Genomic DNA, 18,754 nt, shown 5'->3' with positions numbered 1-18,754 from the left:
GCAAGCCGCGCGACCCCACCGGGCCGCGCGGTTTTTTTATGCGACCAGCGCGCCCGCCAGCACCCGCCCCAACCGCGCGATGCCTTCGTCGATCTGCTGCTGCGAGGGGCTGGAGAAGTTCAGCCGCAGCGAATTTTGCCCCGATCCATCCGCGAAAAACGCGCCACCAGGGACAAAGGCCACTTTCTCGGATTTCAGCGCATCGGCCAACAGGCGCGCGCCATCCATTCCCTTGGGCAAGGTCAGCCAAACGAACATGCCACCCTCGGGCCGGGTCCAGTCGACGCCGTCCGGCATGTGCCGATCCAGGGCCGCCAGCATCCGATCCCGACGGGCCCGGTACGAGGCACGGATCTGCGTCAAGTGCCCCTCGAAATCACCCATGGCGACCTCGGCGATGGCGATCTGGTTCAGGGTCGGCGTATGCAAATCTCCGGCCTGTTTCAACAAGACCATCTGATCAATCACCGGCTTGGCTGCACAGACCCACCCGATGCGCAGCCCCGGCGACAGGGTTTTAGAAAACGACCCGCAATAGATCGTCCGACAGGCGTTGATATCCCCCGTCCGCGCGTATTCCAGCGCCAGGATCGGCGGGATCGCGGCCCCGTCATAGCGCAGCGATTGATAGGCCGCGTCCTCGATCACCGCGCAATCCAATTCAGTGGCCATATCCAACACGTTTTCGCGCTGTGCCTGCGTCAGCGTCACCCCGGTGGGATTGGCGAAATCGACGGACAGATAGGCGAATTTTACGCGCCCCGGCGCTGCGGCCTCGGCGTAGTCCTGGGCCGAGCGGTTCCCTCCGGGCTGCAACCTGTCAAACCGGGGCTCGTAGGCATTAAACGCCCCAAGCGCGCCCAGATAGGTGGGCCAGCCGACCAGCGCCGTATCCCCGGGCGACAGGAACAACTTGCCCAGATAGTCCAGCGCCTGCTGCGATCCGCTGGTGATCAGGATATTCTCGGGGCCGCAGGGCACGCCCAACCGCGCCATTTCCCCGGCAATCCATTCGCGCAGCGGCGGATGCCCCTCGGAGGTGGAATATTGCAGGCTGGCCGCGTGGTTTCCATCAGCCAGCGCCTTGGTCATGGCAGTCTGAAACGCCTCGACCGGGAACAAGGCCGGATCGGGGATTCCCCCTGCAAAGGAAATGATATCGGGCTGATCCAACAGCTTCAGCAGCTCGCGGATTTCCGAGGCCTTCATCCCCTGAATACGACTGGCGAAAATATCTGGCAAATTCATAACCGACTCCTGCAACTTTGTTGCGCAACATCCCTGAGTCGGGAAACTAAGTCAATATAGCTGACATAATTTGTGAACAGCACGAAAAAGCCCGTCTTGCACAGGGCAAGACGGGCCGCATGATCAGAATATCGCGGGGGTTAGTTCACCGCTTTGGCATCCACCACGTCTTTTGGGGCCGAGCTGCCGGTGGCAATCTCGATCTGGCGGGGTTTCAGCGCCTCGGGCATTTCGCGCACCAGGTCGATATGCAGCATACCGTCGGTATGGGCGGCGCCGGTGACTTTCACATGATCCGCCAGGGTAAAGCGGCGTTCAAAGGCACGGGTCGCGATACCGCGATGCAGATAGGTGCGGGCCTCGGGCTCATCCGCTTTGCGGGCCGACACGATCAACGCGTTTTCCTTAACTTCGACCGACAGATCATCGGCCGAGAAACCGGCCACGGCAATCGAGATGCGATAGGCGTTCTCGTCCGTTTTTTCAATGTTGTAAGGGGGATAGCTGGGTTGCGCCACATCGTTGGTGAACACGCGGTCCATCATATCAGCCAGTTGGTCAAAGCCAACGGTCGCACGGTGCAGGGGGGCAAGGTCAAAGCTACGCATGGGGGATCCTCTCTTGAGCAATACCAGAATGTCGCCTTCCGAAACTGGACAGGCAGGGTTTCAGAGGCCCGACACTCGGCGCCCCTGTGCATTTCATCTGGGGATGCAGAAAAGAGGTTTCAAGGCCCCGCTATGGTTTGACGAATTTCGCCCCACCAATCGTGCGTTGCGTCTGGATTCGGCTGGTGACCGAGGTCGCCCCGCGAATGCGCGGCATGAAGTCCTGCGTCACCCCCACACCGCTGGACAGCTGGGTTTTCAGCAACTCGACTGCGCCGTCCAACTGGGCCCCAAGCGCCACCTTTGTGCCGTCCAACTGCGCCTTGGCGGAAATGATCGAAACGATCTCGGCCACGCCATTCTGGATTCGGAACACGGGCGCCCCCGACGACCCGAAATTCACGTCGCAGCTGAGCACAACAATCCCTTGCTGGCGATGCATGACCCCGCAGGCCTCTTGGAACGAGGGTGCTTCGGCCCGTTCCTGGGCATAACTGACCACGCCCACCGCATCACCGCGCCGCAGGGCCCCGCCCGTTTCAAAAGGGATCACCGAGGTCGTCTGAACGGGCCGCAGCAGTTCCAGCAAGGCCAGATCATTGCGCACGCGGTCTGACGTGACATCGCCATCAAAACGGTACGAGGGATGGATCACCACGCGACGCACCCGGCGATAGGCCTCGGCACGACCATCGCGCAGACCCGCCAGGAACTCGATCTCGCCAAAGTCGATCCGCTGTCCGCTTGCCGGGTCAAACAGGCAGTGCGCTGCCGTCAGCACCAAATTGGGCGCAATCAACGATCCTGTGCAAAATCCCGCGCCACCCAGCTCCAGCCGCCCGACGGCCTCCCAGCCGCGGTTGTCATCCATGGTGTTCAACCGGCGCAGGGGCGCATCTTGGGCCCAAGCCGTTGTCACCATTGCGCAAAACGCAACTATCGCCAGAATCATTCGCCCCATCACGGACCTCTGCTCGTTACTCAGGGTCTGTTGATATCCCGGCGGTTTGGCGAAATTTGGGCAGATTTAGCGCAGAATTGGCACGCCATCCGCCCGGCTGGCCCGACCGTTCAACGCAGGCGGCACCGGCCCTCCAGTGGCCCAATCCAACAGTTCGACCGTATGCACGACCGGCACGTCTGTGCCTGATCCGATCTGCACCATGCACCCGATATTCCCTGCCGCGATGATATCGGGCTGAATGGCCTCGAGCGTGCGAACCTTGCGCTCTTTCAGCTGCGCCGAGATCTGGGGCTGCATCAGGTTATACGTCCCCGCGCTGCCACAACACAGATGGCTGTCGGCGGGTTCGGCCACCTTGAAACCCGCCCGTTTCAGCAAGTCCTTAGGGAAGGTTTTCACCTTCTGCCCATGTTGCAGCGAACAGGCCGCATGATAACCGATCGTCAGCTTCTGATCCGGCCCCTCGGGCAGATCCAGCTGCATCAGCAATTCCGAGACATCCATGGCGATGCCTGAGACACGCGCGGCTTCCTCGGCCAATGGGTGATTGCGGAACATATGCCCGTAATCCTTGACCGTCGTCCCACAGCCACTGGTGTTGATCACGATCGCATCCAGCCCCTTGTGGTCCATCTCGGCCACCCAGGCACGGATATTCTTGGCGGCAGTGGCATGGGATTCCTCTTCACGCCCCATGTGGTGGGTCAACGCCCCGCAACAGCCTGCACCCTCGGCGATCACCACCTCGCACCCCAACCGGCGCAGCAGACGGATCGTGGCATCGTTGATATCCGTATTCAGCGCCTTTTGCGCACATCCCGTCATCAGCGCCACCCGCTTTTTGCGCGTGGCCTGAGGCGCAAACACCTGCGGATCATCGTTGCGACTGACCGGCGGGATGCTCGTCGGAGCCATCTGCAACATCGCTTTCAGCCGCGCATCCGGCATCAAGAACGCAAACGGCCGACCGATCTTGGCCCCCAGCAACGCCAAGCGGAACCGCCCCGGATACGGCAGAATACGCGACAGGATCCACCGCAACGCCCGATCACTGAACGGACGCTTATAGGTCTGCTCAATATAGGCCCGCGCGTGATCGACCAGATGCATGTAATGCACCCCCGAGGGGCAGGTCGTCATACACGCCAGACAGGACAGGCAGCGATCGATATGCTGTACTGTTTTGGCATCCAGAACCCGTTCATTTTCCAACATATCCTTGATCAGATAAATGCGCCCCCGAGGGCTGTCCAACTCGTCCCCCAACACCTGATAAGTTGGACAGGTCGCCGTGCAAAATCCGCAATGCACACAGGATCGCAAAATCTCGTTGGCCCGCTTGATCCCCGGATCCAAAAGCTGCTGTTCGGTGAAATGTGTCTGCATCAGCCCATCAACCCCGGGTTCAGGATCCCCTTGGGATCAAATTTCGCACGCAGTCCAACCTCGATTGCCGCCAAGGCTGCGGGCTGAGGATGGAAAACCGGAACCGCGTTTCGCACCTGTTCCGAGGCCCGGTACAAGGTCGCGTGACCGCCCACAGTGGCAACCACGTGTCGGATCTTCTCGGCCGGGGCCCCTTCGGGAACGCGCACCCAAATCAGCCCGCCTCCCCAGTCATACACGGCCTCACCACCGTCAATCTGCGCCACAATGCCAGGCGCATCCGAGGGTTTCACCGAAATGCGCCAGACCTCCCCCTCGCGATCGTGAAAGGGCTCCACATCGCGAACATAGCGCCACCCCGCAGACGTTCGCGCCGGATCGGTCTCTGTCGTGAACACGCCAAATCCAGCCAATCGCTCTTGCAGCGCGTTCAACCGGTACGCCACCGAGTTTTCCAACCCCTCCAGCCGGATCATCGTGACAGGCACCCCATCCAGGCCTTTTTGCAAATGCGCCGCCCCCGTGACCTCAAAGGGCGAGCCCAGCGCCATACTCAGCGCTTCAACAGCCTCGGCGTCACCCAGCCCCTCACACAGCAAAACACCAGTCACAGCGCTTTTGGGCATCACCTTCAGGCTCAGTTCGCTCATTACGCCCAGCGTGCCCCAACTGCCCGCCATCAGCTTGACCAGATCATAGCCAGTGACATTCTTCATCACCCGCCCACCATTCTTCAACACCTGGCCCGAACCATCCACAAACCGGACCCCCAACAGGAAATCGCGACAAGCCCCCACCTGAATGCGACGCGGCCCGCTGGCATTTGCCGCCACCATTCCCCCCATGGTCGGCACACCCTCAGTGCCCAACAGCCCCCGGTGGTCCATTGGCTCAAACACCAACCGCTGCCCCTCAGCAGCCAGCACCTCAGTAACCTCAGCCACAGGCGTGCCCGCCTTCACCACCAAGGTCATCGCACCGGGTTCATACTCAACGATCCCGCGCAAACCAGACAGCTGTAATACCTCGCCAACGACCGGCTTTCCCAAATCCCGAGTCCCACCACCTTGCACCCGCAACGGACCCGCCGCCCCGGCCACCATCTCGGCCAGTTCGGCCTCTGTCTCAGGTTTCATCATCTTCTTTGCTTCCTAAATACTCTGGGGGTGAATGCGCACCGCGCAGAGGGGGCAACGCCCCCTACCCCGCCCGCCGTGCCCGCGACGCGTCCAGCGGAAACACCTTCGCCGGGTTCAGCAACCAGGCCGGATCGAACACGTCTTTCACCGCCATCTGAATCTCCAGATCCTGAGGCGCGAACTGATCCACCATCAGATCGCGCTTTTCGATCCCCACGCCGTGCTCGCCGGTCAGGCACCCGCCCACCTCGACACACAAACGCAGAATGTCGGCCCCGAACCGCTCGCACAGTTCCAGATCGCCCGGCTTATTGGCGTCAAACAGGATCAGAGGATGCATATTCCCATCCCCCGCATGGAACACATTGCCCACGTCCAACCCATAGTCCTTGGACATCTCCCCAATCCGGCGCAGCACATAGGGCAGCCGACTGACCGGAATCGTTCCATCCAGGCACATGTAGTCGTTGATCTGCCCCATCGCGCCAAACGCCGACTTGCGGCCCAGCCAAATCGCCGCGCTCTCCTCGGCGCTGGTGCTTTCCCGCAGTTCCACCGGATTGTGCGAGCGCGCGATGTCCAGGATCAGGTCCAGCTGCTCGGTGATCTCGGCCTCGCTGCCCTCAACCTCGACAATCAGCAGCGCCTCACAATCTGGATAGCCCGCGCCAGCGAAGGCTTCGGTAGCGCGGATACAAGGGCGGTCCATGAATTCGATCGCGACGGGCAGAACGCCTGCCTTGATGATGTCGGCCACGCATTCGCCGGCCACCACGATATCGTCAAAGCCCATCAGCACGGGCCGCGCGCCCTCGGGTTTATGCAAAATCCGCAAGGTTGCCTCGGTTACCACACCCAGTTGCCCCTCGGACCCACAAATCACGCCCAGCAGGTCCAGTCCCCCAGCATCCAGATGCGCCCCGCCGATCTCGACCACGGTTCCATCCATCATCACCATGGTGACGCCCATCAGGTTGTTCGTCGTCACCCCGTATTTCAGGCAATGCGCCCCGCCCGAGTTCATCGCGATATTTCCGGCAATCGCACAGGCCAGCTGACTGGACGGATCGGGCGCATAGAAATAGCCCTCTTCCTCGACCGCGCCGGTGACGCTCAGATTGGTGCGGCCCGACTGCACCCGGACAAAGCGATTGTCATAGTCGGTTTCCAAAACCGCGTTCATCCGCGCAACACCCAGGATCACGCAATCGGCCGTCGGCAGCGCCCCACCCGCCAGCGAGGTCCCCGCCCCCCGCGGCACAACGGGCACACCCATTTCATGACAAATCCGCAGCACATCCGATACTTCTTGGGTCGAGGACGGCAACACCGCGCACAAAGGCGGGCATTTATAGGCCGTCAGCGCGTCACACTCATAGGCGCGCGTTTCAGACTCGTCGTGGATTACGGCGCCTTCGGGCAGCACTTGGCGCAGTCGATTGACCAATTGCACCTTGTTTTTCAACACCAGCGGGTCTGGCTTCGGCATTTCCATGGCGGGACCTCCTGAATTGGTAAAAATATATAACCAATATTGCCCGGCCACGCAATTCTTTTTACAAAGCCCTTCTGCGGCATCTTGCACTAGGCCCGTCCGCAGGCCATCAAGGGTGCATGGAATGGGTGAAAATCATACATATTCTCTGCGTGATGGGGTGGATGACCTCGATCTTCGCAGTGCCGCGCGCGTTGATCTATTGGAAACGCGAATACGACCGTCTGGGCGAGTTCGGCCCGCTGGGCGACCTGACCATCCGGCTTTATCAATTCTCGGCCGGGTTGGCGGTGATCGCACTGGCGACAGGCCTGTGGCTGGCGCATGATCTGGGCTGGCCCGCCTGGGCGCACCTGAAACTGACCTTGGTCGCGGCGCTGGCGCTACACTACATCTGGACCGGCCGTCTGGTCATGCGCGCCAAAGCGGGCGTGTTCAAAGAATCCGACCTGTTCCTGCGGATTTTCAACGAGGTCAGCGTCTTCGGAGCCATCGCCATCCTGTGGGTCGTCGTGGTCAAACCGTTCTAAGCATGGCATAGTCCAACCATGAACTGGGCCGAGCGTCTTTCCCTTTTTTCCTTGCTGGACCTGATCGCGGTCGGCCTGCTGTTTGGGGCCTGGCTGGGGATTGGCTGGCTGATTGATCATCCGAACTCGAAACGGCCGTCGGTTTCGATGCTGATGGGCGAATACCGGCGCGAATGGATGCGCCAGATGGTGACGCGCCAGCCCCGGATTTTCGACGCGCAGACGCTTTCAACCCTGCGCCAGGGAACCTCGTTCTTTGCCTCGGCGGCAATGCTGGCCATCGGAGGCGTGCTGGCCGCCATCGCCAACGCAGAACAACTGGTCGGGCTGGCCCAGGATCTGTCTATCTCACGCGATCCCAAGTTCGTGTGGGAGGTCAAGCTGATGGTGGCGATGGTTTTCCTGACCAACGCCTTTTTGAAATTTGTCTGGTCGCACCGTCTGTTTGGCTATTGCGCCGTGCTGATGGGGGCGGTGCCCAATGATCCTTCTGATCCCGTCGCCCTGCCCCGTGCCGCCAAAGCGGGCGAGATCAACATCACCGGGGCGCGCAGCTATAATCAAGGGCTGCGCTCGGTCTATTTCGCGCTGGGTTCCACCGCCTGGCTGCTCGGAGAAATCCCGCTGATCGCTGCTGTGGTCATCACCTGTGCGGTCCTGTGGCGGCGCGAATTCGCATCCCGCTCGCGCTCGGTACTGATTTCCACCACAGATGTGAGGGAACACACGCGATCGTCAAAGGACAGGCCTGACACCAATTGATAGGATAGCCGCATGAAATGCCTGCTTGCCATTCCCCTGATCTGGAGCCTGTGCACCCCCGCCCTGGCTGACGAACCTATCGTGGAGAAGGTCAAGACCGAGCGCGCGGGCATGGGCTGGCGGATCACGGTGACGCTGTCGCATCCTGACAGTGGCTGGGATCATTACGCGGACGGCTGGGAAATCCTGGACAGGCAGGGCAATCGGCTGGGCTATCGCGAATTGATGCACCCGCATGTGCAGGAACAGCCCTTTACCAGGTCGCTGTTCAACGTGATGGTCCCGGACGGAGAGCGCGTGATCTTTGTCCGCCCGCGCTGTTCAATCGAAGGCTGGTCCAAAACGATGACCCGGGTCGAGCTGCGCCCCTAGCGCCGGCCCTCGCGCAGCCAAGCCCCAACCGTCAGCGCCATCACCAGCAGCATCACCAGCCACGCCGGCATCAGCGGCACGTGCACCACATTCAGCGTCTCGAAGGCCTCGCGCGGGGTCAACCCGATCCAGCCACGCCCCGAGGCAGGCCGACCCGCACGCACATCGCGCACGCTGGGCAGCCCGTCGCTGATCCTGAGCGCACCACCACGCATGGGCTCGATCACTGGGGCCAAGGCTTCGGCGCTGGCAATCGTTGCCTCGAATTCCTTGGGGGCCGAGGGACCAAGACCGATCACCGCCTCTTGGTCGCCATTCACCAACCGATACAGACCGATTTCCGGCCCTTCATAGTCCAATTCAAACCGCCCGGGCGACACCTCGACCAACGGCGCGCGGGTCACATCGCCCGACGGAGTGGTGATCTCGACCTCGCCCACATCTGGGGTCAACGAGCGGCGGATGATCTTCATCGACTGGCCGACCGGTTCGGCCCACAGGGCCTCTTCTTCCAACTCGGGTTCCTTCATCATCCAATGAGCCAGACGGCGCAGCAGTTCCAACTGCGGACCACCACCTTCGAACCCGCGATCCCACAGCCAGGCCTGATCTGACGCCAACAGCGCCACGCGCCCCTCGCCCACACGATCCAGCACCAGCAGGGGCTTATCCTCGAACCCGGCCATCACCACGTTCCCTGCACTTGGAACCACTTCGACCTGCCGCATCCAACGGCCCCACGCCGCCCCCTCTTCTGGGGACAAGCCCGCTGTTACTGGGTGACGTTCACCCAGTTCGGTGACACGTGGCAGGTATCCCTGCTCGATCACCCGGGCCGAGGGCGCTGCGGGCACAATCGCGGACAGGGGCGAGCGGAAGATCGAATCTGCGCTGGCGAAATCGGGGCCAGCCGCGACCAGTACCGCCCCCCCTTTTTCGACATAGCTGCGCACATTATCCAGATAGATAGACGGCAAAATCCCCCGCCGTTTATAGCGGTCAAAGATGATCAGGTCGAAATCATCGATCTTTTCCAGAAACAGCTCGCGCGTGGGGAAGGCGATCAGCGATAGCTCATCCACCGGCACGCCATCCTGTTTTTCAAGGGGGCGCAAAATGGTGAAATGCACCAGATCAACCGAGCTGTCGGACTTCAGAAGGTTCCGCCAGGTCCGTCCGCCCGGATGCGGCTCGCCGCTGACCAAAAGAACACGCAACCGGTCGCGCACCCCGTTGATCTGCACGATGGCGCTGTTGTTGCGGTCGGTCAGTTCGCCTTGGGCCTTGGGCAAAGTGAACTGGATCACATTGCGCCCGCCATGATCCAACGTCAGGGGCAGCTCGATCGGGCGATCAATCGGAACCTCATATACGCCGGCGTCCTCACCATCAATCGACAGCTCGATATTCGTGGTCACATCGCCAGGCGCCGCACCCATATCCTGTATCCGAACGCGCAAGGTGATCTGTTCGCCCAGGATCGCATAAGCCGGGGCGTTTTCGACGATCAGGCGGCGGTCCCAATCCTGCGGCTGACCGGACAAAAGCACATGAAACGGCGCGGGCAAATCGGGCGCGCGGTCCATGTCATGCACCTGCCCGTCCGTCAGCGCGACAATCCCTGCGATGCGGCCATTGGGCTCTTGTGCCAGCACCTCGGCCAGACGCGACATCAGCAACGTGCCCGCGTTATCCTGACCGTCCGAAACCGAGATCCGTCGCACTTCGGTATTCGGGCGCGCGGCCAGACGAGCCTCCATCACATCTGCGGCGGTGCTCACCTGCGCGGGGCGGTCCGACAAGCGTTGGCTGGCGGACTGGTCTTCCAGCAACAGAACGATATCCGTCAGGGCGCCGCGATCCTCTTGGCGCAGGCTGGGGCCTGACAAAGCAGCCAAGACAACCATACCTGCCAAGGCCCGCATCGCCCATCCAGCCAAGCCGCGCCACAGCGCCAGCCCTATCCCCAGCGCGACCAATACAGCCAGCGCAGTCAGCGCCGACCAAGGCAGAAGAGGATCAAATACAACCGAGCTCATTGCCCCAACCTATCCAACAATGCGGGCACATGGACCTGATCGGACTTATAGTTCCCCGTCAGCACATGCATCACCAGATTGACCCCGAACCGATAGGCCAGCTCGCGTTGCCGCTCGCCCGCATAGCCGCGCCCGACCGGGTACAGAGGATTTCCTTGCTGGTCAGTCGCCCAGGCCGCAGCCCAGTCATTGCCACCAATCACCACCGGTGTCACCCCATCGTTCAGATTGCGAAACGGCATGCCCTCGACCAGTTCGGCATCTGGGGGCGCGGCCTCGACCCAGACATCGCGACCGTTGAACCGCCCGGGGAAATCCTGCAGCAAATAGAACGCGCGCGTGACCACATGGTCCTGGGGCACCTGTTCCAGCGCCGGAATATCCAGCGGCCCGGCAAGCTCTCGCAGTTTGCGCCCATTGGGGCTGGCGGCCGAGCCATTGCGCGCAATATCCGCGTCGCGCGTGTCAAACAGGATCATTCCCCCCGCGCGCAAATAGCGGTTCAGCTTGGCATATGTGTCGTCTGACGGGATCGGTTGCGCCGGCGTGATCGGCCAATAGATCATCGGGAAAAAGGCCAGTTCGTCGCGTTCCAGATCCACGCCGATGGGTGGTCCGGGCTCAACAGAGGTTCGGAAAAACAACACATCCGACAGGCCCAGCATCCCGGCTGCGGACAGCTCATCCTGACGGGTATCCCCTGTTTTCACATAGGCCAGGATGACCTCTGAGGTGGCCGTCACCGCGCGCATATCGTCGGCCTTGGCGTCCAGCGGCATCACCGCCAGCACCAAAACCGTCGCGACCCCGCGCGCGCCGATCAGGCGGCCGGACAGCGCCAGAGAGGCGACGATATCCGCCATCAACAACGCGATCGCTGCCGCCAGAACAAAGCCTGCCAGGGGTCTTTCATCTGACAGCGCCATACCGGCAACAGGAATACGCGCCGGCCAGTCAAACGGCTGCAACACGCGCGCGCCCGTCATTGCGTTCAGCGCGATCCGGCGATCCTCGTGCTGATAGATACCGGGGCGCAGATCAGGACCCAGCGGCGCGCTGACCAACATCGGACCATCCACACCCGGCAGATTTCCCGCATCATCGACCCGGCCAAAGCCATCCATCACCTGAACGGGCTTCCATACGGTGCCGTCCAATTCTGCGGCTTCGGGCTGGGTCACCGACGAGGAAACCGCCAGCCGCTCCAGCATCTGCACGAACAGGCCGGACAAAGGCAGCGTGCTCCACTCCGCATTGGCGGTGACGTGGAACAGCACCACCTGCCCAGTCCCGATAGGTTTGCGCGTCACCAGCGGGGACCCATCGCTGAGTTGCGCGATCACCCGGTCCGCCAACGTCGGATCGGGCTGCGCCAGAACTTGCGAGGACACGCGCACATCGCCGGGAATTTCCAATCCGTTGAAGGGGCTATCCTCGGCGAAGGGGGCCAGTGCCTTGGGTTCGCCCCAGCTCATCGCGCCCCCCACACTGCGCCCGCCCGAGCGCAGACGCACCGGCATCAGCGGATGTTCTTCGCTGCGGCTGACATCGCTGGCGGCCAGCTTGGGCCCGGCAAAGCGCAAGAGCAACCCGCCCTTGTCCGTCCACTCCAGCAATGCGGCCTCTTCCGCGTCGGACAGGGTCGCGACATCTGCCAACACAATCACGTCCGGATTGGCCGGGATCACCTCCATCAGCGGATACTCCAGCAACTCGACCGTGGGATTCAAGGCCTGGGTCAGATAGTGTAGCGGGGCCAGCAGCTCCAGCCCTTCGCGGTCATCCCGGCCAGCAATCAGCGCAACCTCGCGGCGGCGCAGGCTGTCATCGGTCAGGGCCACCGCCCCGGCCGAACGCAGGCCCTCGATCTCGAACCGGGTGACTCGCGCGCGCAGTTCCGCAGGCAAAACCAAGACGCCCTCGGCCCTGGTTTCCGTGTCCTCGAACTGCAGGGGCATACGGGCCAGCACACGCTGAACACCGTTGGGATCCCGCCCATGGGCCGCGATCTGCACCTCACGCGCAGGTCCAGGCACCGAGCGACTGGCGGCCAGCGCGATCCCTTCCTCGGCAAATACCGCAGGATGCAGGGCCACCACTGCGCGGCCGCTTTCGAAAACCCGTACGGGACCGTAGCTTTCAAGGCTGTCCATCACCGCAGCCTGTCCGTCCCACGCCACCCCGTCGCTTAGCCAATACGTTTCGAACGCATTGGTTTGCAGGTCTTGTAGTTGAGTCAGAACAGCGGGCGCCGAGGGCTCCCATGGCTGAGGATCAAACCCTGGCAAGCGCCCACGCCAGGCCTCGGCCGGTTGGAAATTCGGTGTCTGCGGATCACTGAGTTGCAGGACCGCCACGGGGCGCCCTTCGCGACCAGCCTCGACCAGGAATTGCGCGGCCTGTTCCCGACGTGCGCTCCAGTCTTGCGCGCCGGTCCAGCCCCCGTCCATGGCGATCAGCAGCGGCAAATCCGAGCCAGACCGATCCGGTTCGGGGTTCAACACTGGCCCTGCCAACCCGATAATCACCGCCGCCGCCGCCAACATCCGCAACAGCAGCAACCACCAGGGCGTACGATCCGTGACCGTATCGTCATCGCTGAGCCCCAACAGCAACGCCACGCCGGGGAAGCGCCGCCGGATCGGTGCTGGTGGTACGGCGCGCAGGATCAGCCACAGCACTGGCAGCAGTGCCAGCGCCCACAGCAACCACGGGGTTGCGAAACCTATGGGGCCAAGGATCATGCTGTCCCCCTGTTCAACGCTTGCCACAGCCACAACAGCGCGGCCTGTGCGCTGTCACCTGTATGATGTGTGTGAAACTGCCAACCGGTGGCGCGACACAGCTGCAACAGCTCGTCCTTGCGGCCCGCCAGTCGTGTCAGATAGCGGTCACGCAGATCGCCAGCCTTCAGCGTCTCGTGCCTGAGCGACCCACCCATGCTTTCGAACACGGTGCGCCCGGTAAAGGGAAACGCCTCTTCTGACGGGTCCAAAACCTGAAACAGCACCCCCCGCACACCGCGATCTGCGGCTTTGGTCAGCGCTTGGCGCACAGCCGTCACATCGCCCATGAAATCCGACATGAAGACGGCACGGGCATGCGGGATCATCGCGCGGGCCTCGGGCCCGGCGTAGTCGTCATCGGAATCGACGCTAAAGAACTCGGCCAGGCGCAGAATCTGGTTGTTGCCCCGACGCGGCGGCAGGTTTGTGCCGGTCAGCCCGACACGCTCGCCGCCCCGGACCAGCAGGATCGCGATCGCCAAGGACAGCACGCGGGCGCGTTCGATCTTTTCCGGCAGCTCTTTGCCCGACGCGAACCGCATCGAGGCCGCCTGATCCACCCACAGCATGACGCTCTGCGCGATCTGCCATTCGCGTTCACGCACATATTGCGCATCACCGCGCGCAGACCGGCGCCAGTCGATCATCCGGCGGCTATCGCCCGGCTGCACCGGCCGGTATTGCCAGAAATCATCGCCCAGACCCGAACGACGTCGGCCATGTTCACCCAACAGCACGGTCCCCGCCAGATGCTCGGCCCGCGCCAAAAGCGGTGGCAGGCGCGCGGCCTGATCCTCGGCCCGCGCACGAAGATGCTGAGGCGTGCTCACGCAGCGGCCTCCACCCGGGTGATCCGGGTGGCGGTGGTGTCGATCAGATCGGCCAGGCTGTCGCCCCGCGCCCGCGAGGCAAAGTTCAGCGCCATCCGGTGGGACAGGACAGGGCGCGCCATGGCCCGCACATCCTCGATCGAGGGGGCAAGACGCCCTTGCAGCATCGCCCGCGCGCGCACCGTCAGCATCAGCGCCTGCGCTGCACGCGGCCCCGGACCCCAGGCGACGGTCTGCTTGACGCGCTCATCGGCGCTGTCGTCATCAGGGCGGAAGGCGCGCACCAGATCCAAAATCGCCTCGACCACGCTGTCGCCCACCGGCATCCGACGCAGCAGATCCTGCGCCTCCAGCAACTCGGCAGCGGTGAAAACCTCGTGCGCGGCGTCCTCGGACACCCCGGTGGTGGCCAGCAGGATATCGCGTTCGGTCTGACGATCCGGATAGCTCACATCGATCTGCACCAGGAACCGGTCCAGCTGAGCCTCGGGCAGCGGATAGGTGCCCTCTTGTTCAATCGGGTTCTGCGTGGCCAAAACGTGAAAGGGCGTGCCCAGCACACGATCCTCGCCTGCCACGGTAATGTGTTTTTCCTGCATCGCCTGCAACAGCGCCGATTGCGTCCGCGGGCTGGCACGGTTGATCTCGTCGGCCATCAAAAGCTGACAAAACACCGGCCCTGGCACAAACCGGAACGAGCGTTTGCCATCCTCATCCGAATCCAGCACCTCAGAGCCCAGAATATCCGCAGGCATCAGATCAGGCGTGAATTGAATGCGGTTGCCATGCAGCCCCATCACCGTGCTCAGCGTGTCTACCAGCCGTGTCTTGCCCAGCCCCGGCAGACCGATCAGCAACCCATGCCCGCCACACAACAGGGCCGACAGCGTCAGGTCCACCACCTGCTCTTGCCCGATGAACCGCCGCGTGATCGAGCCCTTGGCCTCGGCCAGCTTTTCCTCGACGCTTTCAATCTTGGCCACCAGCTCGGCGTGATCGGTCATGGCAAAACTCCTGCGCAAACTATATCGTTTAATCAGAGTGTATCGCGCTGACGGGAAATGGCAAAAACAATGAGCGAACAAATGATCGTGAAACCATCGGCAAATAGTCTTGTTGCATCCGCCAAGGCAGCCAGCAAGGGCAAGGGCCTGCCCCCCGTCCATTTGTGGAATCCCCCGTTTTGTGGCGATCTGGACATTCGTATCGCCCGCGATGGCACCTGGTACTACCTGGGCACCCCGTTTGGCCGCCCCGAACTGGTGCGCCTGTTCTCGACCATTCTGCGCAAGGATGATGACAAGTATTTCCTGGTCACCCCCGTGGAAAAAGTGGGCATCACCGTCGAGGACGCCCCTTTCCTGGCTGTCGACTTCGATGTCACAGGCGAGGGCGAGACACAGACCCTGACCTTTCACACCAATGTGGGCGATCAAACCACCGCCGGGCCCGACGCTCCCATCCGTGTCACCCGCGATCCTGAAACCGGCGAACCCTCCCCCTATGTCCTCGTTCGTGCCAACCTCGAGGCCCTGATCGACCGCAAAAGCTTCTACCGCCTGGTCGATCTGGGCGCACATAACCCTATCAACGGAACCGACTGGTTCGGCCTCTGGTCGGGCGGTCAGTTCTTCCCCATCATTCCATCCGCTGACCTGTCCTGACCGCCCATCGCCCCCCGAGGGCAGCAGGGTGGGCGGGCGGGCGCTGCCCGAGGGGGGCGATCCCCCACTTCCAAACATGCCGAACTTCGCCGCAAATCTGACCCTGCTCTTCACCGAACACCCGCTACTCGAGCGGTTCCAGGCCGCCCGCCGCGCCGGCTTCGACGCCGTCGAACTTCTGATCCCCTACGCGGCCCCCGCTCAAACCCTTGCCACAGCCCTCACCGAATCCGATCTCGAACTTGCGCTGATCAACACCCCGGCCCCCGACTGGGCCGCAGGTGATCGCGGCCTTGCTGCCTTGCCCAACCGCCAACAGGATTTCCAATCCTCCTTCGAAACCGCACTGCACTACGCCGCCCAGCTCAACCCGGACCACATCCATATCATGGCCGGCCTCGCCCAGGGTCCAGCCGCCCACGCCACCTATATCGAAAACCTGCGCTGGGCAGCCAAACGCGCCCCCGGCCAATCTCTGCTGATCGAGCCGATCAATTCGCAAGACATGCCCGGCTACTTCCTGAATGATTTCGACCAGGCCGCCGCCATTCTGGACCAGATCAACGCCCCCAACCTGGCCCTGCAATTTGACGCCTACCATGCCCACAAAATCACCGGGGATATGCCCGCCGCATGGGCGAAACATGGCCACCGCGCGCGTCATATTCAGGTCGCCAGCGCCGAAGGGCGGCACGAACCCAACAAGAGCGCCATCGACTATCCGGCCTTCTTCGCGCAGCTGGACGCCGAAGGCTATGACGGCCATGTCAGCGGTGAATATTTCCCCGCCCAGCGCACCGAGGACGGGCTGGACTGGATAAAATCGCCCACGCTCAAATCCTCCTGACAGTATGCTGTCAGCAGGGGTATGACATACCGGCTTCATCAACAAACTGATGGAGCATTTACAATGACCTTTACCCCCAAAGACGCCGTCGTCTGGTCTGAAATCCGCGTGAGCAATCTGGAAAAAGCCACCGCCTTTTATGCCGAGGTGCTGCAAAACGGCATGCAGATCACCACTGACATGGGCCCCGAACCAATGGCCGTGTTCGGCTATGCGGGCGATCCGGGCGTGGCGGGCCACCTGGTGCAGGGCACCCCTGCCGCCGCCGGAACCGGCAATGTCATCCACTTTCTCGTGCCCGATACGCTTGCGGCCACGCGCGCCCGTCTGACGGCTGCGGGCGGCACTGTCCAAAGCCCGGATATTGAAATTCCGACCGGCGCGTATTTCTATGCGACCGATCCCGACGGAAACACCATCGGGCTGTTTGCATTCAAGGACTAAGCCATGCGTCGCGCCGACCGCCTGTTTCAGATTGTTCAATATCTTCGGGGCGGTCGGCTGCTGACAGCCGCGCAACTGGCCGAACGGCTGGAGGTCACGCCACGCACGATCTATCGCGATATCGCGGATCTGATCGGCTCGGGCGTCCCGATCGAGGGCGAGGCCGGTGTCGGCTATCTGATGCGCGAAGGCTATGATCTGCCACCGCTGATGTTTACGCAGGATGAAATCGTGGCCCTTGTGGCCGGGGCCCGGATGATCAAGGCCTGGGGTGGGGCCAACATGGCCGCCGCCGCCGAAGAGGCGCTGGTCAAAATCAACGCCGTGCTGCCCGATGACGCTCGCGCCCGCGTGGACGAGGTCCATGTTCATGCGTTCGATTTGTCGCTGATGTCCGATCAAGAGCGCGCGCGGCTGGATCAGGTCGAACGTGCCACCAACGCCCATATTAGCCTGGATCTGACCTATTTGGACCTGTCAGACAAACTCAGCACCCGCCGCATCCGGCCCTTGGGCGCATGGTATTGGGGCAAGGTCTGGACGCTGACCGGTTGGTGCGAGCTGCGGCAGGATTTCCGATCTTTCCGGCTGGATCGGATCACGGAAATGGCCGAAGGGCCGCATTTCAAACCCCAGCGCGGCCAGACGCTGAGGGATTTCTACGCCGCGCGCAGACGCGAAGGGCTTTTGCCACCGGGGGCGGGCGGGCGCTAGGCTTTGAACTCGATATTGCGCACCAGGCCTTCTTGCGCGGTCGAGGCCACAAGCCGCCCATCCTGCGTGAAGACCTGACCCCGGTTGAACCCGCGCGCACCGCCCGACCAGGGTGAATCCATCACATAGAGCAGCCACTCATCCATGCGGAATTCATCATGGAACCAAACCGCGTGATCCAGGCTGGCGAATTGCATTTCAGGGTCCGTAAACGTTTTGCCAAAGGGCAACATACAGGTCGTCAGCAGCCCGTAATCCGAAGTATAGGCCAGAGCCGCGCGATGCATGGCCGGATCATCACCAAAACTGCCGCGCAAGCGCATCCACATCGCGTGCTCGGGCGCTCGTTTTTCCCGCGTAAAGGGCGGACGCAGCCCCACGGGACGCATCTCGATCGGGCGCGGAGAGCGCAGCCATTTCAGAAACTCGGGCGGCAGATCATCGGCCAATTCCTCGCCCACTTCGGCATCGGCCTTCAAATCGTCCGGGGCGGGGACATCGGGCATTTCATACTGGTGATGATGGCCGGGTTCCTTGCAATGAAAGCTGGCCGCAAGGTTCAGAATCGGTTTGCCCGCCTGTACCGCGATCACCCGACGGGTGGCAAAGCTGCGGCCATCGCGGTCACGTTCAACCTGATACAAAACCGGCTGGGTCGCGTCCCCGGGGCGCATAAAATAGGCGTGCAACGAGTGTACGGGTCGATCATCCCCAACGGTGCGGATCGCCGACATCAACGCCTGCCCGATCACCTGCCCGCCAAAGGACCGCCCCCGCCCCTGAGGCGTCGCGATCCCGCGGAAGTAATCTTGCTCGATCTGTTCAACATCCAGCACGTCGTCCAGCCACTGGCCGGGAAGGCGATCTTGCGCGTTGCTCATTTGGCGATCCTACTCTGTCCTTCGGCCCCTCAGTCAGAGCCAAAT

Annotated in this window: 18 protein-coding genes; 7 read left to right on the top strand and 11 right to left on the bottom strand. The window is 62.3% G+C overall.

What is annotated here, in order from left to right:
* Positions 1 to 36 precede the first annotated feature (36 nt).
* The 6 genes from ACXADQ_RS07665 to ACXADQ_RS07640 form a co-directional block, all read right to left on the bottom strand.
* A complete protein-coding gene (locus ACXADQ_RS07665) occupies positions 37 to 1,248 on the bottom strand; it encodes an aminotransferase-like domain-containing protein (protein WP_475318109.1) in 1,212 nt (403 codons plus the stop codon).
* Positions 1,249 to 1,388: 140 nt separating this feature from the next.
* Entirely contained in the window at positions 1,389 to 1,856 is a 468-nt protein-coding gene (locus ACXADQ_RS07660; protein WP_475318107.1) for an Hsp20 family protein, read from the bottom strand.
* A 130-nt stretch (positions 1,857 to 1,986) separates the two neighbouring features.
* The gene (locus tag ACXADQ_RS07655; RefSeq protein WP_475318103.1) at positions 1,987 to 2,817 is read right to left on the bottom strand and encodes a trypsin-like serine peptidase; all 831 of its coding nucleotides are present in this window, start codon (positions 2,815 to 2,817) and stop codon (positions 1,987 to 1,989) included.
* 66 nt (positions 2,818 to 2,883) lie between these two features.
* Positions 2,884 to 4,206, bottom strand: a complete 1,323-nt coding sequence (gene glcF / locus ACXADQ_RS07650) for a glycolate oxidase subunit GlcF (RefSeq protein WP_475318101.1) — start codon at positions 4,204 to 4,206, stop codon at positions 2,884 to 2,886.
* A complete protein-coding gene (gene glcE / locus ACXADQ_RS07645; protein ID WP_475326048.1) occupies positions 4,206 to 5,342 on the bottom strand; it encodes a glycolate oxidase subunit GlcE in 1,137 nt (378 codons plus the stop codon). The genes glcF and glcE overlap by 1 nt, the downstream gene beginning before the upstream one ends.
* Before the next feature lie 64 nt (positions 5,343 to 5,406).
* Positions 5,407 to 6,840, bottom strand: coding sequence for an FAD-linked oxidase C-terminal domain-containing protein (locus ACXADQ_RS07640; RefSeq protein WP_475318098.1), 1,434 nt, complete (start codon positions 6,838 to 6,840; stop codon positions 5,407 to 5,409).
* Between the two features lie 119 nt (positions 6,841 to 6,959).
* Here ACXADQ_RS07640 and ACXADQ_RS07635 point away from each other — a divergent pair, with 119 nt between their 5' ends.
* The 3 genes from ACXADQ_RS07635 to ACXADQ_RS07625 are packed head-to-tail and all read left to right on the top strand — an operon-like array spanning position 6,960 to position 8,504.
* Positions 6,960 to 7,370, top strand: a complete 411-nt coding sequence (locus ACXADQ_RS07635) for a CopD family protein (protein ID WP_475318094.1) — start codon at positions 6,960 to 6,962, stop codon at positions 7,368 to 7,370.
* 18 nt (positions 7,371 to 7,388) lie between these two features.
* Entirely contained in the window at positions 7,389 to 8,132 is a 744-nt protein-coding gene (locus ACXADQ_RS07630; RefSeq protein ID WP_475318089.1) for a DUF599 domain-containing protein, read from the top strand.
* Between the two features lie 12 nt (positions 8,133 to 8,144).
* Positions 8,145 to 8,504: a hypothetical protein gene (locus ACXADQ_RS07625; protein ID WP_475318083.1), complete on the top strand. Its 360-nt coding sequence runs from the start codon at positions 8,145 to 8,147 to the stop codon at positions 8,502 to 8,504.
* On the opposite strand, the gene ACXADQ_RS07620 is transcribed toward ACXADQ_RS07625, so the two are convergent.
* The 4 genes from ACXADQ_RS07620 to ACXADQ_RS07605 are packed head-to-tail and all read right to left on the bottom strand — an operon-like array spanning position 8,501 to position 15,163.
* Positions 8,501 to 10,543, bottom strand: a complete 2,043-nt coding sequence (locus ACXADQ_RS07620; RefSeq protein ID WP_475318079.1) for a hypothetical protein — start codon at positions 10,541 to 10,543, stop codon at positions 8,501 to 8,503. The genes ACXADQ_RS07625 and ACXADQ_RS07620 overlap by 4 nt on opposite strands.
* On the bottom strand, positions 10,540 to 13,287 hold the full coding sequence (locus ACXADQ_RS07615; RefSeq protein ID WP_475318073.1) for a DUF4159 domain-containing protein: 2,748 nt from the start codon (positions 13,285 to 13,287) through the stop codon (positions 10,540 to 10,542). The genes ACXADQ_RS07620 and ACXADQ_RS07615 overlap by 4 nt, the downstream gene beginning before the upstream one ends.
* Positions 13,284 to 14,159 carry a DUF58 domain-containing protein gene (locus ACXADQ_RS07610; protein WP_475318066.1) on the bottom strand — a complete coding sequence of 292 codons (876 nt, stop codon included), beginning with the start codon at positions 14,157 to 14,159 and terminating at the stop codon, positions 13,284 to 13,286. Before ACXADQ_RS07610 ends, ACXADQ_RS07615 begins: the two co-directional genes overlap by 4 nt.
* Positions 14,156 to 15,163 carry an AAA family ATPase gene (locus ACXADQ_RS07605; protein ID WP_475318062.1) on the bottom strand — a complete coding sequence of 336 codons (1,008 nt, stop codon included), beginning with the start codon at positions 15,161 to 15,163 and terminating at the stop codon, positions 14,156 to 14,158. The genes ACXADQ_RS07610 and ACXADQ_RS07605 overlap by 4 nt, the downstream gene beginning before the upstream one ends.
* Before the next feature lie 69 nt (positions 15,164 to 15,232).
* Between ACXADQ_RS07605 and ACXADQ_RS07600 the strand changes: the two genes are divergently transcribed.
* The 4 genes from ACXADQ_RS07600 to ACXADQ_RS07585 all read left to right on the top strand — a co-directional run bounded on the left by ACXADQ_RS07600 (position 15,233) and on the right by ACXADQ_RS07585 (position 17,828).
* Positions 15,233 to 15,823 (top strand): DUF1285 domain-containing protein, encoded by a 591-nt coding sequence (locus ACXADQ_RS07600; protein WP_475318056.1) that lies wholly within the window; start codon positions 15,233 to 15,235, stop codon positions 15,821 to 15,823.
* Positions 15,824 to 15,851: 28 nt separating this feature from the next.
* Positions 15,852 to 16,670 (top strand): hydroxypyruvate isomerase family protein, encoded by an 819-nt coding sequence (locus ACXADQ_RS07595; protein WP_475318051.1) that lies wholly within the window; start codon positions 15,852 to 15,854, stop codon positions 16,668 to 16,670.
* Positions 16,671 to 16,733: 63 nt separating this feature from the next.
* Positions 16,734 to 17,114 (top strand): VOC family protein, encoded by a 381-nt coding sequence (locus ACXADQ_RS07590; protein WP_475318047.1) that lies wholly within the window; start codon positions 16,734 to 16,736, stop codon positions 17,112 to 17,114.
* A gap of 3 nt (positions 17,115 to 17,117) precedes the next feature.
* Complete coding sequence (locus tag ACXADQ_RS07585) at positions 17,118 to 17,828, top strand: helix-turn-helix transcriptional regulator (RefSeq protein WP_475318042.1); 711 nt, start codon at positions 17,118 to 17,120, stop codon at positions 17,826 to 17,828.
* On the opposite strand, the gene ACXADQ_RS07580 is transcribed toward ACXADQ_RS07585, so the two are convergent.
* Positions 17,825 to 18,709: an acyl-CoA thioesterase gene (locus tag ACXADQ_RS07580; protein WP_475318036.1), complete on the bottom strand. Its 885-nt coding sequence runs from the start codon at positions 18,707 to 18,709 to the stop codon at positions 17,825 to 17,827. The genes ACXADQ_RS07585 and ACXADQ_RS07580 overlap by 4 nt on opposite strands.
* Positions 18,710 to 18,754 lie beyond the last annotated feature (45 nt).

This window comes from Thalassovita sp. ABM4_323 (genome assembly GCF_056158665.1).
Note: the sequence above shows the minus strand (reverse complement) of the source record. Positions and strands in the feature narration are given on the sequence as shown.